This window comes from Exiguobacterium sp. s129 (assembly GCF_018617585.1).
Taxonomy (GTDB): domain Bacteria; phylum Bacillota; class Bacilli; order Exiguobacteriales; family Exiguobacteriaceae; genus Exiguobacterium; species Exiguobacterium aestuarii_A.
In genome coordinates this window covers 370388-384184 of sequence record NZ_JACSKL010000002.1, presented here as the reverse complement: position 1 = coordinate 384184, position 13797 = coordinate 370388, and the positions used below count along the sequence as shown (strand labels likewise).

General features: G+C 44.8%; 12 protein-coding genes and 2 tRNA genes. 4 read left to right on the top strand and 10 right to left on the bottom strand.

The features are described from left to right. Positions 1-42: 42 nt before the first annotated feature. The 5 genes from KNO92_RS04350 to KNO92_RS04330 form a co-directional block, all read right to left on the bottom strand. Positions 43-651 (bottom strand): superoxide dismutase, encoded by a 609-nt coding sequence (locus KNO92_RS04350; protein WP_074033338.1) that lies wholly within the window; start codon positions 649-651, stop codon positions 43-45. A gap of 85 nt (positions 652-736) precedes the next feature. Further along, positions 737-2209 (bottom strand): alpha-amylase, encoded by a 1473-nt coding sequence (locus KNO92_RS04345; RefSeq protein ID WP_214760214.1) that lies wholly within the window; start codon positions 2207-2209, stop codon positions 737-739. Between the two features lie 113 nt (positions 2210-2322). After that, positions 2323-2396, bottom strand: a tRNA-Ile gene (locus tag KNO92_RS04340). 7 nt (positions 2397-2403) lie between these two features. Continuing rightward, a tRNA-Met gene (locus KNO92_RS04335) sits at positions 2404-2477 on the bottom strand. Positions 2478-2584: 107 nt separating this feature from the next. Further along, the gene (locus KNO92_RS04330; RefSeq protein ID WP_214693048.1) at positions 2585-4228 is read right to left on the bottom strand and encodes a Na/Pi cotransporter family protein; all 1644 of its coding nucleotides are present in this window, start codon (positions 4226-4228) and stop codon (positions 2585-2587) included. 180 nt (positions 4229-4408) lie between these two features. On the opposite strand from KNO92_RS04330, the gene KNO92_RS04325 reads away from it, so the two are divergent. Beyond that, entirely contained in the window at positions 4409-4867 is a 459-nt protein-coding gene (locus KNO92_RS04325) for a hypothetical protein (RefSeq protein ID WP_214760212.1), read from the top strand. 17 nt (positions 4868-4884) lie between these two features. Here the strand turns inward: KNO92_RS04325 and KNO92_RS04320 are convergent, their stop codons facing one another. Continuing rightward, the gene (locus KNO92_RS04320) at positions 4885-6585 is read right to left on the bottom strand and encodes a methyl-accepting chemotaxis protein (protein ID WP_214760210.1); all 1701 of its coding nucleotides are present in this window, start codon (positions 6583-6585) and stop codon (positions 4885-4887) included. A gap of 213 nt (positions 6586-6798) precedes the next feature. On the opposite strand from KNO92_RS04320, the gene ispG reads away from it, so the two are divergent. After that, complete coding sequence (gene ispG / locus KNO92_RS04315; RefSeq protein WP_214693053.1) at positions 6799-7920, top strand: flavodoxin-dependent (E)-4-hydroxy-3-methylbut-2-enyl-diphosphate synthase; 1122 nt, start codon at positions 6799-6801, stop codon at positions 7918-7920. Between the two features lie 76 nt (positions 7921-7996). Then, positions 7997-8581, top strand: coding sequence for a hypothetical protein (locus KNO92_RS04310; RefSeq protein WP_214760208.1), 585 nt, complete (start codon positions 7997-7999; stop codon positions 8579-8581). Positions 8582-8620: 39 nt separating this feature from the next. Here the strand turns inward: KNO92_RS04310 and KNO92_RS04305 are convergent, their stop codons facing one another. The 4 genes from KNO92_RS04305 to KNO92_RS04290 are packed head-to-tail and all read right to left on the bottom strand — an operon-like array spanning position 8621 to position 12079. After that, a complete protein-coding gene (locus tag KNO92_RS04305; protein ID WP_214760205.1) occupies positions 8621-10009 on the bottom strand; it encodes an NAD(P)H-hydrate dehydratase in 1389 nt (462 codons plus the stop codon). A 36-nt stretch (positions 10010-10045) separates the two neighbouring features. Next, positions 10046-10471 carry a Fur family transcriptional regulator gene (locus KNO92_RS04300; protein ID WP_214760203.1) on the bottom strand — a complete coding sequence of 142 codons (426 nt, stop codon included), beginning with the start codon at positions 10469-10471 and terminating at the stop codon, positions 10046-10048. Further along, positions 10464-11321 carry a metal ABC transporter permease gene (locus KNO92_RS04295; protein ID WP_214693059.1) on the bottom strand — a complete coding sequence of 286 codons (858 nt, stop codon included), beginning with the start codon at positions 11319-11321 and terminating at the stop codon, positions 10464-10466. Before KNO92_RS04295 ends, KNO92_RS04300 begins: the two co-directional genes overlap by 8 nt. After that, positions 11318-12079: a metal ABC transporter ATP-binding protein gene (locus KNO92_RS04290; RefSeq protein ID WP_214693061.1), complete on the bottom strand. Its 762-nt coding sequence runs from the start codon at positions 12077-12079 to the stop codon at positions 11318-11320. The genes KNO92_RS04295 and KNO92_RS04290 overlap by 4 nt, the downstream gene beginning before the upstream one ends. A 186-nt stretch (positions 12080-12265) precedes the next feature. On the opposite strand from KNO92_RS04290, the gene KNO92_RS04285 reads away from it, so the two are divergent. Further along, positions 12266-13795: a Ppx/GppA family phosphatase gene (locus tag KNO92_RS04285; RefSeq protein WP_214760201.1), complete on the top strand. Its 1530-nt coding sequence runs from the start codon at positions 12266-12268 to the stop codon at positions 13793-13795. Positions 13796-13797: the final 2 nt, after the last annotated feature.

Genomic DNA, 13797 nt, shown 5'->3' with positions numbered 1-13797 from the left:
AAAAAAACCCGAGACTCTATGAAGAATCTCGGGACAAACGACTTATTTTGCGTCAGCGTACAATTTCGCAACATAATCCCAGTCGATGACGTGGAAGAATGCATTGATGTAGTCAGGACGACGGTTTTGGTAGTTCAAGTAGTAAGCGTGCTCCCAAACGTCAAGTCCGAGGATTGGCGTAACGCCTTCCATGATCGGTGAATCTTGGTTTGGTGTAGATGTCACTTCGAGTTTGCCGTTCTTCACGACGAGCCATGCCCATCCTGAACCGAAACGAGTAGTTGCAGCTTTTGTGAACTCGTCTTTGAATGCATCAAAGCTACCGAACGACTCGTCGATTGCAGCAGCGAGATCGCCTGAAGGAGTCCCGTTCTCGTTTTTCTTCAAGAGTTTCCAGAAGAACGAGTGGTTCCAGTGGCCGCCACCATTGTTACGGACAGCAGTTTGAATGTCAGCAGGAAGCGAATCGATTTTTTGAAGCAAGTCTTCGAGTGAAGAGTACTCCACGTCTTTTCCTTCGAGTGCATTGTTTACGTTTGTGACGTAAGTGTTGTGGTGTTTCGTGTGGTGGATTTCCATCGTGCGTGCGTCAATGTGTGGTTCGAGTGCATCATATGCGTAATCAAGTTGTGGTAATTCAAATTTAGCCATTACTAAAATCCCCCTTAAAAAGTGTTTTGAACAACGTTCGTTATAAATGTAACAGATTTGTGACGGTCGACTCAATTGTAATGCTTCACTCTACATCTTCTTCTGGTAACGCCCAGACTGAAATAGATCCCGCCGCCACTTTAAATACCCCAAATCCTTCATCATCAATCTCAATTTTATCTTCACGTGTATTCGTCAAGTCGACCCATGTTTCGCCAGCTCGCTCTTCCCCGACAAACATTTTCTTTTCAGCTTCATCTGAAGTTGAGATGAGAACGGCACATCCTGAACGCTCGATCTCCTCCACACCTTTGCGTACCCAGCCGATAACGTTTGCATCATCAAAGTAATCATCCTGTTCCCCATAAGCCTTTTCCCGACGAGCATAAAGAAGCGTGTCAATGGCGAGCTTCATCCCATCAGTCGGGTGAGGTCCGTCAATGCCGTAGTAATCCCCGTAGAAGACACATGGATAGCCATCTTTACGAAGCAAGACGAGACCGTATGCGATTTGCTTGAACCAATCTTTTACCCACGACTCGAGTGCCTCTTCCGGTTGCGAATCGTGATTGTCTACAAACGTCACTGAATGGAGCGGGTGTGACTGAACGAGCGTATCATCAAAAATGGTACGCATATCGAATGCGGCCCCTTCTTCTGACGCCTGATGTAATTTATAGTGGAGCGGAACATCGAATAAATCGACGTGGTAATCGATGTTATCGAGGAATTCACGGCATGCGTCCAAATCAGACTTCCAAAACTCTCCGACGAAATAGAATTGATCGCCTTTCTCTTCCCGCATCGTTTGACTGAACTCTTTCACGAAATCATAGTTGATATGTTTGATTGCATCCAATCGGAAGCCGTCACATTTCGTTTCCTCAATGAACCATTTACCCCAGTTCAAGACTTCTTCCCGAACTTCAGTATGATGATAATCGATGTTTGCGAACATCAAATAGTCATAGACACCGAATTCGTCATCGACATTGTCGTTCCATCTTTTGTTTTCTCCAACAATAAAGAAGATACCAGAACGATCTGTCGCCGCATCATAGTCGGTACCGTTAAAATGTGTGAAGTCCCATTTAAATGTAGAATACTTCCCATCACGAGCTTCATAATCAAACTTAGTCCATCCTTCGATTTCAAAAGGTTCTTCTGAAAGAACTTTCGTACGATCATTCTGATCCACTTCGAGCACTTCGAACTTCTCGGTCGCGTCTGCTCCTGCTTTATGGTTCATGACGACATCCATATAAATTTGCATCCCGAGTTCTTGCTGACAATAGGTTGTCGCTTCAAGAAGCTCTTTTTTCGTTCCGTATTTCGTGGCAATCGATCCTTTTTGATCGAACTCACCTAAGTCATATAAGTCATAGATGCCATATCCTGTGTCTTCGCCGCTTTGTCCTTTTGTGACAGGTGGTAACCAAAGCGCCGTAATCCCAGCTTTATTTAAATCTTCCGCTCTCTCTTTTAACCGCTTCCAATGTTTTTGATCCGCTTCGACATGCCATTCAAAAAACTGCATCATGGTGTGATTTCGTTCCATTTTGTCCGCCTCATTTCATATTTTTCAAAAAACAAAATGCTAACGACTATTTACCCACGAATTTTAGATTGAAAACAAAAAAACAACTTTCACAAAATGAAAGTTGTTTAAAATGGACCCTGTAGGACTTGAACCTACGACCGGACGGTTATGAGCCGTCTGCTCTAACCAGCTGAGCTAAGGGTCCTTATAAGTAGCGGCGGAGGGAGTCGAACCCACGACCTCACGGGTATGAACCGTACGCTCTAGCCAGCTGAGCTACACCGCCATGTTGTTATACAGTAATAATATACTGAATTTGCTCCATACTGTCAAGGGAAATTCCTTTCCATTGAAAAGAAAAGCACTCCAACACGTAGTTGGAGTGCCTCATCTTTATACCGTCACTTCGTTTGCATCTTCGAGTGTGATTTCCGTGATGTTCATAGCATGGTCACCGATACGCTCAAGGTTTGAGAGCATGTCGACGAAGAACATACCTGCTTGTCCATCACAAGCACCCGTGTTCAAACGAACAACGTGATTTTTACGGAATTGACGCTCGAGCATGTCGAGTTTCGCTTCCATTTCGATGACTTTACGTGCTTCAACCATGTCACCGCTCGCTAACGTCTGAAGTGATTTCTCTAACGTTTCGCGTGTGAGGTCATACATTTCAGTCAATTCTTTTTGAGCATCTGCTGAAAGTGTCACTTTCGTAGCAGTCTTATAGTCAATCAACTCAATGATGTTTTCAACGTGGTCACCGATACGTTCGATGTCGTTGATTGCATGCATGAGCGTCTTGTGCTCTTGTGATTCTTGCTCAGTCAAATCAACCGCAGCCAATTTCACAAGGTAATCTGTAATTTTCGCATTCAACGAGTTTAACGCTTCTTCGATATGCGCAGACTTTTCAGAGTGCTTCTTATCTCCTGTTGTCAAATAGTTGCGCGCTTCGTCGAGACCAAGTTTTGCGAAATCTCCCATGCGGATGACTTCGTATTTCGCTTGTTCCACTGCAATCGAAGGAGATTGCTGAATGAAGATTGGGTCCAAGTGCTGTGCTTTCGTATCGACGATTGAATCCTCACCAGGAACCAATTTCGTTACGATCCAAGCAATCGTTCCAATGAACCAGAATTGGACGAATGTGTTGACGACGTTAAACGTTCCGTGAGCGAATGCAATTTGCATCTTGTCTTCAATTGCCAAGAAGTCTGTAATCCAATAAATATAGTTTGTGAACGGAATCAACAAGATCATGAAGATTGTCGTTCCGATTAAGTTAAAGATAACGTGTGCTGCAGCTGCGCGACGTGCGGCAACCGATGCACCGATTGATGCTAAAATGGCAGTGATTGTCGTACCAATGTTGTCACCAAACAATACTGGAAGAGCGGCATCCAAGTCGATTGAACCACCTGCATAGAGCTCTTGCAAAATTCCGATTGTTGCAGAAGATGACTGGACGATAACTGTAAATACTGTACCGACAATGACACCGAGGAACGGATTGTCACTCATTGATTGCGTCAAGTCAATGAAATACTCACTTGAGCGGAGCGGACGCATGCCGTCTCCCATCAACTCAAGACCGTAGAACAATGCACCAAGTCCAAAGATGACTTGTCCAAGATGTTGGTAACGCTCTTTCTTAAAGAAGAAGAGTAAGACTGCACCGATTGCAATCATCGGGAGTGAATACTCACCGACATCGAATCCGATGATAAATGCCGTCACCGTTGTACCGATGTTTGCCCCCATGATGACCCCGATCGCTTGACGGAGTGTCATGAAGCCGGCGCTAACAAGTCCGACCGTAATAACGGTTGTACCTGAAGAAGATTGAATCAATACAGTAACGATAATCCCGGCGAGTACACCAAGGAATGGATTCGTTGTATACTTATCTAGGATGTCGCGCAGGCGATTCCCTGCAGACTTTTGGAGTCCGTCTCCCATCGATTTGATCCCGAAGAGGAAGATCCCTAGACCTCCAAAAAACATGAATAACATTTCTTGCAAATTGTATTCCACGATTTTTGTACTCCTTTTAATTAAGAATTGGTTGGATTTGCTTGGTTTTTAATGCCCTACTCATTATGCCTTCATCGGCATCTTCATGTAAACACGTTTTATGTAAAAGTTTTATTAAAACACTGTACTAATTTTAATGATTTTAAGGATGTTGTAATATAACAGATTGGAGTTTTTAGCATGTTGTCCACCATTTTTACATTTATTCGAACGAGCGTAGTGCCGTCAAAACGAGCCCTCCGTCTCCGCCTCGCTCCACTTCACGCCTATATGGGAGCCACTTTTGTGTTGACGTTACTCATTACCGTCTTGGACTTTATTGTGATTCGTCCTGACTTTTTCATTCCGATGTGGCTCTTCTTACACGGATTCGCCATCTTCTTTTTCTATTTAATCTGGGTCGCTTTCATGGCTTTATATGTTCAATTATTTACAAGAGTCTATTCCAAAAACATGTGGGCTTACCGCCAAGCTTGGCCATACGCAGTGTCGATGACACTCGTTCCAACGATTTTATTAGTGATTTTGTATCACATGAACCCTTCATTGATATCGATTGGCTTTGTGATTGGACTTGGATATATCACCTATCCATTAACAAAAGTACCTCAAAAAAAACAACGACGAGCGTCTTCGTGAACGCTCGTCGTTGTTTTTTATTTTGGTGAAAGATCCTCAAGCGTTCGATTTAACGCTTCGCTTTGGTCTTCTAAATCTGCGCCTGCTGAACGTAAGGCAGATTGAACGTATGACCATCGATCGACTCCCTCGCTCAGCTCTCCTAATTTTTGTTCAAGTAACGAACTGATTTCTCGTAGTTGCTCATTTGATTCGATTAAGTGTAAAAGCTGTCTACCTGTGTGTGAGGTATGATCCGTAATGGTTTGTAACTCACCTAACTGCACTTTGATTTCGTGATCAATCGTTCCAATTCCGCTCTCTACTCGTGAAACGGCATCTTTTAATCCATGTACTTGATTGATAAAGTCATTGACTTCCACTAACAAATCCTTTCGCTCCTCGTTCAGCGCTTCGATTGCATGTACCGCGAGAAGTGTCGCTTCATTTGTCATTTTCGCTAAGTTCCCCACCTCACTGGCAACAACAGCAAATCCTTTCCCATGCTCGCCCGCTCTTGCCGCTTCGATTGATGCGTTTAGCGATAACATCTTTGTGGCTGCCGAAACCGAGAGGATACTCTTCAGCGCTTCATCCGCTTTTGACGAGTTGGCTTCGCTTTCGATTAGTTTTTGCTGAATATTTCCCACTTGGTGTTCAACATACTCACTTGCGTTTTTGACAGAAGAAAATGTTTCAAGTTCTTCATGTAAAATGGACTTCAAGCGATTCCCCCGCTCATCGACACTGTCCATTTGACGTCCAAGCATTTCGATTTGTTCGGTGACTTCCTTCATTTTTGATGTAGAGTCGCTCGTTACCATCTGATACGAATCACTCGTATGTTCTACAGTGGTTGCGACTTCTTGGAACTGTTCCACTTGATGATGACTATTCATCAATTCCCGTTTAAAGACAGGAAGACTTTGATGGAACGCATTTGCCGTCTTCCCCATCATTTCCATAGATTGATTCCATAAATGAATGAATATATTGAACTCGGTTTCGAGAATATGAATCTCCTTTGATTTTGCTCCGAGTGACACATCATCGAATCGGCGCGATTCTACGGCATGACGCAATGAATTGGCAAGTATACTCAACGGTCTGACTTCGCGCTGAATCAATCGTGTAAATAGGATTGCCATCCCAATCATCGAAATCAATAAGATATAAATGATCAATCGTCGTAGCTCATTCATCGGACCAAGTGTCGATTTTTTCGTTACGACGAGAACATAATCCGCTTTTAACTCAGGAATGGAGATAGATGCCATTAAGTATCGCTCCGTTTCTGTCACTTCCGGTTTCGTCTTCGATGCGACTTTCTCCAAGGTTTCTGTTCTCTCCATCCCTTTTGGTCCACTCAATTGCTCAATAGACTGTCCACGCACTAAAAATTGTGCGGCTTCGAATTCATCCCCCGATAGAATAGAAGCTTGTTGCATATAAGTAGATTTTAATGAACGATTCAGTTGCTTCTCGTTTGCAACGTATGCACTGTAGGATGTCTTTACCGCTTCTCGCATGACCGTGACTTCCCGGACGAGACGTTGCTCGATTTCTGCGGACAAGAGTTGTTCAGACTTTAATGCGAACCAACCAAACGTCATGATAAAGACTAGTAAAATAACCGGCATGAGCGTCCATTGGAGGCGGTGTGCCATTTTATAATGTCGATTCGGTCGATTGTTTTCTCTCGCTTCCTTCATTTGATTCCGTTTGAAGCCCCATTTCATATGTTGCCACCTCTTTTTCTATTCTCGCCTTTATATCGGTCTTGAGACGGTGGAAAATTATGAAGTAGATGTTAAGATAACGTTAGAGTTTGTAAAGAGCACACATCCATTACGCATCCTAGATGCTTTTTCACATTCTTTTCGTTATGATAATGAAGAAACCTTATTTTCTTAAATCGATTGGAATCTTTCCAAAAGAAGGAGATTACGTATATGTCAGAAATTTTGCATCGTTCATTAACTCGTCCGATTCGCGTCGGTAATTTGATTATCGGAGGATCGAACGAAGTCGTCATTCAATCTATGACTACAACAAAAACTCACGACGTCGAGGCAACTGTCGCCGAGATTAAGCGTCTAGAAGAAGCTGGGTGTCAGGTTGTTCGCGTGGCATGTCCAGACGAACGTGCAGCTGACGCACTCGCTGAAATCAAGAGCCGCATTAACATCCCGCTCGTTGTCGATATTCACTTCGATTACAAGCTTGCCCTAAAAGCCATCGAAAGTGGCGTTGATAAAATTCGAATCAACCCAGGTAACATCGGTCGCCGGGAAAAAGTAGAAGCGGTCGTAAACGCCGCGAAGGCAAAAGGAATTCCGATTCGAATCGGTGTCAATGCCGGGTCACTCGAGAAACAATTCCTTGAAAAGTATGGTTACCCGACTGCACAAGGAATGGTCGAGAGTGCGATGCACCACGTGAAAATTCTCGAAGATCTCGGATTCTATAACACAATCATTTCACTCAAAGCTTCTGACGTGAACTTGGCGCTTGAGGCGTATACGCTCGCTGCGAAGACGTTTGATTACCCGCTCCATGTCGGGATCACAGAATCAGGTCCACTTTTCTCTGGTTCACTTAAATCAGCAGCAGGACTTGGGGCAATCCTCTCACTCGGAATCGGTTCAACGGTACGAGTATCACTTTCAGATGATCCAGTCGAAGAGGTAAAAGTTGCGAAAGAAGTGCTCAAGTCATTTGGTCTTGCAGCAAATGCCGCAACATTAATCTCCTGTCCGACATGTGGTCGAATCGAAATCGATTTGATCTCGATCGCGAAAGAAGTAGAGGAATACATCCAAAACATTAACGTCAACATTAAAGTTGCTGTTCTTGGTTGCGCGGTAAACGGCCCTGGTGAAGCACGTGAGGCTGACATCGGTATCGCCGGTGCCCGCAATGAAGGTCTTCTTTTCCGCCACGGTAAGATTATCCGTAAAGTTCCTGAAGCAACAATGGTTGAGGAATTGAAAAAAGAAATCGACGCGATTGCTGCTGAGAAGATCGCTGAACGCGAGCGCGAAGAACAAGAGCTTGCCAATCAATCAAACTAATGAATCACCTTACCCGCACGGTTGCAACCGTGCGGGTTTTTGATAGAATAGAGGGCATGTGAGGAGGAGTGATGAGATGCGAATCGGCATTGATTTAGATGGGACCGTAACAGACCCTAGAAGTTGCTTTATATATATGAATGAATCACTTGGGTATTCCATTGATTATCATCGTGCGACGGAGTATGAGCTGCATACTTACACCACGATGGGACAGCATGAGTTTTGGAAGTTTATGATTGAAGAAGGACATGAGGAAGCAATCTATCGTCGATCCCTTCCCCATTCCGATGTATTGGACGTATTATGGGAGTTGAAACAACAACATCACCTTCACTACGTCACTGCAAGAAGCGAGGCGGTTCGTCCTGTCACAGAAGAATGGATTACGAGTCACCGACTTCCACTCGATTCACTCGTGATGACCGGATCACACGATAAAATCAATGTCGTCAAAGACTTGTCACTCGAATTATTCATGGAGGACCGTTATGAAAATGCGGTATCGATCCACGAAGAAACGTCTATCCCCGTCCTATTGTTCGATGCACCTTACAATCGGAAAGTGCTACCTGAAGGTGTGACACGTATCTCAACATGGCGTGAAGCGCATCACCAGATTGCGCATATCGAAAAACAAATAGTTCTTAACCAACGCTAAAAGGCAATCCCGTTCAGCTAACGGGATTGCCTTTTTTAATTAGATGCGGCCGAGTTCTTCAATCACGTCACTTGCGAGTACACTTGCTGGATGAATCGTTTGACTGATCGATTTGGCTGCGAGCGCGTGCCAAAGGACTGCTTGTTCATTTGGTGACCATGACCCACCTTCTCTCGCCCATAACGCGAGCAAAATCCCTGTTAACACGTCGCCGCTCCCTCCTTTGGCTAAGGCAGAGGCTTCCACTGTATTGACCGCGCCTGTTCCATCGGGTGCCACGATAAGGGTATACGTCCCTTTTAAAATCAGGTGGACACGGTGCTCTATTGCAAATTCGGCAGCAATGGTGAAACGGTCACTTTCAATCTCTTCAACTGATCGACCTGTCAATTTAGAAAATTCACCAGGGTGCGGCGTGAGGATGAGCGGTCCTCGTGCTTCAAGTCGCTTAGTCGATAGTGCACCCGCGTCAACGATGACGGGGCACGATTGCCGAGTCACTTGTTGCCAAATCAAGTCCAAACCCTCGCCTTCCACCATTCCAGGACCGATTGCAATCGCGTCGTATGTTTTTTCTAAACGGTCCGTATGTTGGTCGTACATCGCTTCGGGTAACGTCGAAATGAGAGGACTTGCCTCCCTTGGAATCGAGAGGTTTAACAAGCCAATCCCGGAACGAAGTGCTGCGCGACCCGCCATAAATGGGGCTCCGAGGAGATGACGACTCCCCCCAATCAATATGCCGTGCCCATAATCCGTTTTATGACTGAATCGGTCTCTCTCTAAAAGCGATTGATCAAAATCAGATTCGGTCAATACGTTCCAGTCCGATGTATGCGGGAGCCCGATATCGATTCGTTCGAGCTGTCCAAAATAAGGTGCAGTACGGTTTAAAAAAGCTGTCCGCTTATAGCCATGTAAAGAATAAGTACGGGCCGCCTGAACAGCCAGACCATCAAACTCACGAGCGTGGTCACTCGGCATACCGGAAGGAACGTCAATCGACAATACCTCTGCCGATTGTTCATTGATCCATTCAATGACGTCTCTCGCTTTTCCTGAAACGGGTCCTGAGAGTCCGACACCGAACAACGCATCAATGATGACGTCCGTAGCAATCGGTTGCTCAATAATTTGAACGAATGATGCCGCATAAGTCGCGTGTGTCGATGCCGCCTCAGATTTACTTTCACCGAGTGGTGACCAAACGCTCACGTTGTGACCTTTCACCGCAAGTTCTCTCGCGACAACCCATCCGTCTCCGCCGTTATTGCCTTTCCCACAAATCACTAGAATCGTTGAAGAAGAGTCTATCTGCATCTTCGGCATGATTGCCGAAGCCGCTCGTTCCATCAATACTGTCTCGGGCATCCCGTTTTGACTGGCGGTTTGATCGATCTGTTTGATTTCTTTCGCTGTGTAAATCATCTGACTTCCCCCTTTCGATACAAAAAAGGGATTGAATCAATTCAATCCCTTTTGCTTACATTCTTTACAATACCCATATATCTCAAATTTATGATCGACCACTTCAAATTCAGGATCCACTGTCTCTACAAAACGCATCGGACACAAATCAAGTAGTTTTGTCTTTCCGCAACTTCGACAAATCAAATGGTGATGATGGTGCGATGCGCTACATGTGACGCGAAACGACTTTTCACCTTCAAGCTCTGTCGCTTCGAGTAGCCCTTCCTCAGCAAAAGATTTGAGGTTTCGATAAACTGTATCAAAACTCATCGTCGGATGCTTATCGCGCATGTATTCCAGTACGTCTTTGGCGCTGACATAGCGATCTTCTTCAGAGAGAAAGGCGTACATCTCAAGACGTTTCGGCGTAACCTTTAAAGAAGTTGCACGAAGACGATTCAATTGTTCAGTCTCATTCATGTTGTACCTCCTTTTTCCTGAAACTCATCACTTTCTCAAGAATCATGACACCCGCCAAGATACCGACCGCGATCAACACGATGACCCCACCTGGTGCGACATCAAGGTCGTAAGCAAGGACAAGTCCACCGATTGTCGCAACTTCACCAAAGATGATGGACCAAAGGATTGTCTGTTTGAAACTTGAGGTGAAACGTAACGCCGCTGCGACAGGTAGCGTAATCAAACTTGATACGAGAAGCGTACCGACGATTCGCATACTGACAGCGATGACAAGTGCCACGATGAACATGAACAATAGATGGAGCAATGTGCTCGGAAGTCCCGAGACTTTCGCTTGTTCTTCATCAAATGACAAGAACAATAACTGTTTATAGAAGATAAAGATTACAAGGACCGTTAAGATCGCCACACTGACAATCAAGGTGATATCTGACTGACTCACTGCGGAGATTGATCCAAATAATAACGTCGACAAATCCACGGAGAACCCTCTAGAGAGCGAAATGAAAATAGCACTCAGTCCCATCCCAGCTGACATCATGATGGGAATCGATAATTCTTGAAAGTGAACATATTTACTTCGTAACCAATTGAGTCCGAGGGCCGCCAATACCGAAATCAACGTTCCCATATAGAGCGGATTGAGATCAGCGAACAAGGCGATGTATTGCCCGAGAAACAAGCTGAATGAAATACCGGCAAGCGTCATATGGGACAGGGCATCAGCAATTAAGCTCATTCGTCTGACGACGATAAACGAGCCGATGAGCGGTGCTGTGAAACCAATGACAAGCGCTGCAATGAACGCATAACGTAGAAAACTGTATGTCCAAAGGTCTGCAATCATGTTGTACCCTCATGGACAAGCACTTTCACGGGATATGGCTTAATGGATGACGCCAGTTCACCGAGCTCGCTATATTCTCGAAGACCACAATTACACGCCAAACGCCCACGGTCGAGATGGACGACTTTCGTGACGAGGTCCGTCACGACGTTTAAATCGTGGGTGACGAGGACGAACGTACACGTCGTGTGTTCCCTGAGCATATGCAACACTTCATAAAAGTCTTGTAAGTGTTTCTGGTCCACACCAACCGTTGGCTCATCTAAAATCAATAAATCAGGTTGATTGACCATTGCCCGCGCGATAAAGACGCGTTGTTGTTGACCTCCTGACAAGTCCCCAATTTTACGATGGCGGAACTGCCACATGTTGACCGTCTCAAGCGCATTTTGAATCGCTGCCTGATCCTCCATTTTTAGACGCTTGAATAAACCGAGGCGGCCATATCTCCCCATCGCCACAACTTCTTCAACCGTAACCGGGAATCCCGAGTTAAATGAAGCCGCTTTTTGGGAAACGTAACTGATACGAGACTTATCTTTAAACTGCGAAATTGGCTTTCCGAACAGTTCAACGGATCCTTGTTGTGGTTGTAGTAAACCAAGAATCGTTCGAATCAATGTCGACTTCCCAGAACCGTTTTCTCCAACGATTGCGACGAAGTCCCCTTGTCGAATATCAATCGAAACTTGTTGTAAGGCCGGTGTCCCATCATAGTAATAAGACACATCGTTTAATTTGACGACGGATGCTGTCATCTAATCCCTTCTCTCATTTGATAAATCGTAATCATTTCTACTTTCTAGGCGTTTGTATTATACAGAATATCCGGCACGCCTTCAAGCGAGACCGTTTTCGTTAATCAAAATGTTTTAAATTCACGTAAATCATATGTTCGTCCAAAACCTTGTCGATTACACTAAAGATATGAAGGGGATGGTTTTATGGAAAAGAAACTTGCAGTCATCGATATCGGATCCAACTCGATTCGGAATGTCATCTTTGAAGTCAACGAGGAAGGACAATATTTCGAGCGCCTAAACGTGAAAGAAGTAGCTCGTTTATCTAGTCATATTAGTGACTCGAATGAAATGACAGAGGACGGAGTCGCTGCTTTGATCGATACGCTTCGGCATTTTAAAGAATTGAACGATTATCATATCGTTACTGATGTTCTTCCTGTCGCGACAGCGGCCATCCGAAATGCAAACAATTCGGATGATATCTTACAGCAAGTGAAAAACGCCACCGGTATGACGATTCGCTTACTAAGTGATTACGAAGAAGCATTCTATGGGTACTCTGCCATTGTCAATTCGACATATGTTGAAGACGGTTACTCTGTCGATATCGGCGGGGGATCAATGGAAGTCACCTATTTCCAGAATCGTGAGCTTGTCTTTTATCATAGCTTCCCATTTGGAGCCGTCACCTTGACGAAAGAGTTCATGAAAGACGATACGATGACCAAAGACGAACGCAAAGCGTTGACCTCATACTTAAAGAAAGCATTTAAAGAAATCGAATGGTTAGAACCTCATGGCGTCCCGCTTGTCGGCGTCGGAGGAACAGCCCGTAACTTAGTTCGCGTCGAACAGACCATGTCGAATTTCCCACTTGAAGGAATCCATCAATATACGATTTCATCCGATCAACTCGAAGAAGTCGTGGATGAAATCGTCGACATGTCGAGTAAGCAACTCGGACGATTAGATGGATTGTCAAAAGATCGTGTCGACATCATCGCCCCGGCTGTCACAGCAATCGGCGAACTGGCGAAATATTTGAAAGTTCCGGAGTTCACGATGAGCAATAACGGACTTCGAGAAGGATTGTTTTATGAGAACTATTTACATGAGCATGATAAAGTGCGGTTTGCCGATGTGAAAGAAGAAAGCTTTCGACATTTTGAAAAACAATATGATGTGAACCCGACCCGCCACCAACACTTGATTCGATTGGCTCGTCAGCTGTATACCGGACTGATTGAAGAGAAGGCCATCAAACCGAAACCGTTCGAACCAGGTCTACTCGAGGGTGCTTGTCGTCTCGCTTATGTTGGGGAATATATCGACCATAACAATAAGAGCGACCACACGTTCCATTTGATCACGACGAATGATTTCAAAGGGTTGAATAATGAAGACCGGCTCGCACTCGCGCTTGTTACATCATTTAAATCAAAACGCGTGTTAGAACAACATATCGAGGCCTTTCCGAAGTGGTTTGACCACAAATTGTTGAAGAGTCTTGAATTGCTCGGTTCAATTGTCAAACTTGTCGATGCACTTGATTTGACTGAGCGCCAAATCGTCACGGACATCCACGTCTCTAGCTCAAAAGATGGTCTTACACTCTCATTAGATACGAACGGGTCTGCCCGCTTTGAGTTACAACGAAGCACTCGACACAAAAAACACTTAGAACGCGCAATCGACCAATCGATTGAGATTGTCTTGAACGAGGAGGAATAAAC